Annotated in this window: 2 protein-coding genes; both read left to right on the forward strand. The window is 71.3% G+C overall.

All coding sequences use genetic code 11. From position 1 onward, the window contains the following. The first annotated feature begins 57 nt into the window (after positions 1-57). Entirely contained in the window at positions 58-1,146 is a 1,089-nt protein-coding gene (locus tag ACFWJO_RS39300) for an iron chelate uptake ABC transporter family permease subunit (protein ID WP_036338043.1), read from the forward strand. Further along, on the forward strand, positions 1,143-1,378 hold a 236-nt coding region (locus ACFWJO_RS39305; protein ID WP_386873044.1), incomplete at its 3' end, for an ATP-binding cassette domain-containing protein. The genes ACFWJO_RS39300 and ACFWJO_RS39305, both read left to right, overlap by 4 nt.

The raw sequence follows: 1,378 nt of genomic DNA on the forward strand, positions 1-1,378 counted from the left end.
TCCTGGGCCTCGTGGGCGCGATCGTGTTCCTCGCCCTGCTGCTGAGGCAGGCCAAGCATGGCTGAGCCGCTCGCGACCGCCCCGGGTCGCATCCCCGCCCCGCCCGGCGGCGCCACCGCGGCCGGGCCCGTCGAGGCCGACGCCCCGCGCCGGTCCGGCGCGTTCGTCACCGCCGCCGACCGCCGGAGGTATGCGGTCGTCGTCGCCGTGCTGGCCGCCGTCGCCGTGCTCTCCACCGCCGGGATCCTGCTGTGGGGCAACGAGGCCGAACCCGGTTCGCGCGCGTTCTGGATGATCGCGCGGATGCGCGTGGAGTCCCTGGGCGTGATCGGCATCGTGGCGCTGTGCCACTCCTTCGCGACCGTCACCTTCCACACGGTGACGGGCAACCGCATCATCACGCCCTCGATCATGGGGTTCGAGGCGCTCTACACCGCCGTGTCGACCGTCGCCGTGTACGTGCTGGGAGCCGCCGGCGTCGCGGTGCTGACCGGGGTGGGGCCGTTCCTCGCCCAGGCCGCGCTCATGGTGGCGCTGGCGACGGCCCTGTACTCGTGGCTGCTCTCCCGGCCCTACGGCAGCGTCCATCTGATGCTGCTCGTGGGCGTGGTGCTGGGCGGCGGGCTGGCCGCGCTGAGCACGTTCATGCACCGACTGCTGGACCCGAACTCGTTCGACCTGCTGAGCGCGCGGCTCTTCGGCAACATCTCCAACGCCCGGACCGAGTACGTGGCGATCGCCGCGCCCATCGCCGTCGTCGTGTGCGCGCTGCTGTGGCTGCGCTCCCGCCGCCTGAACACGGTGGCGCTCGGCGCCGACGCCGCGACCAACCTGGGCCTGCACCACCGGCGCGAGCTCATGGTGACGCTGCTGCTGGTCTCCGTGCTGATGGCCATGACCACCGCGCTCGTGGGCCCGATGACGTTCCTCGGGTTCCTCGTGGCGACGCTGGCGTACAGCCTCGTCGACACCCACGACCACCGGTTCATCCTCCCGGTGGCGGCGCTGGCCGGGTACGCGGTGCTCACGAGCGCCTACTTCGTGCTGCGGCACGTGTTCTACGCGGGAGGTGCGGTCACGGTGGTCATCGAGCTGATCGGCGGCATCACCTTCCTGGTCGTCGTGATGAGAAAGGGACGTCTGTGATCGAGCTGCGCGGCGTGGTGAAGCGCCACAGCGATGAGGTGTGCATCGGACCCGTGGACCTGGACATCCAGGCCGGGGGAGTGACCGCGCTCGTGGGGCCCAACGGGGCGGGCAAGTCCACGCTGCTGACGATGATCGGCCGGCTGCAGGACGCCGACGCCGGGACGATCGCCGTGGGCGGGCACGACATCACCACGACGCCGTCCCGGAAGATCGCGCAGACCCTGTCCAT

Source organism: Streptomyces sp. NPDC127092 (genome assembly GCF_042722475.1).
Classification (GTDB): Bacteria; Actinomycetota; Actinomycetes; order Streptomycetales; family Streptomycetaceae; genus Streptomyces.